Annotated in this window: 1 rRNA gene (cut by both window edges); it reads left to right on the forward strand. The window is 53.9% G+C overall.

The window, feature by feature from the left end:
• Window positions 1-571, forward strand: a 23S ribosomal RNA gene (locus tag BBA90_RS19425) (it extends past both window edges: 286 nt to the left, 4126 nt to the right).

The raw sequence follows: 571 nt of genomic DNA on the forward strand, positions 1-571 counted from the left end.
GGCGAACCGGGGGAACTGAAACATCTAAGTACCCCGAGGAAAAGAAATCAACCGAGATTCCCCCAGTAGCGGCGAGCGAACGGGGAGCAGCCCAGAGCCTGAATCAGTTTGTGCGTTAGTGGAAGCGTCTGGAAAGGCGCGCGATACCGGGTGACAGCCCCGTACACGAAAACGCACGTTCTGTGAGCTCGAAGAGTAGGGCGGGACACGTGGTATCCTGTCTGAATATGGGGGGACCATCCTCCAAGGCTAAATACTCCTGACTGACCGATAGTGAACCAGTACCGTGAGGGAAAGGCGAAAAGAACCCCGGCGAGGGGAGTGAAACAGAACCTGAAACCGTGTACGTACAAGCAGTGGGAGCCTTCTTTATGGGGGTGACTGCGTACCTTTTGTATAATGGGTCAGCGACTTATATTCTGTAGCAAGGTTAACCGCATAGGGGAGCCGAAGGGAAACCGAGTCTTAATTGGGCGCTAAGTTGCAGGGTATAGACCCGAAACCCGGTGATCTAGCCATGGGCAGGTTGAAGGTTGGGTAACACTAACTGGAGGACCGAACCGACTAATGT

This window comes from Pantoea eucrina, from assembly GCF_001691555.1.
Lineage (GTDB): Bacteria > Pseudomonadota > Gammaproteobacteria > Enterobacterales > Enterobacteriaceae > Pantoea > Pantoea borealis.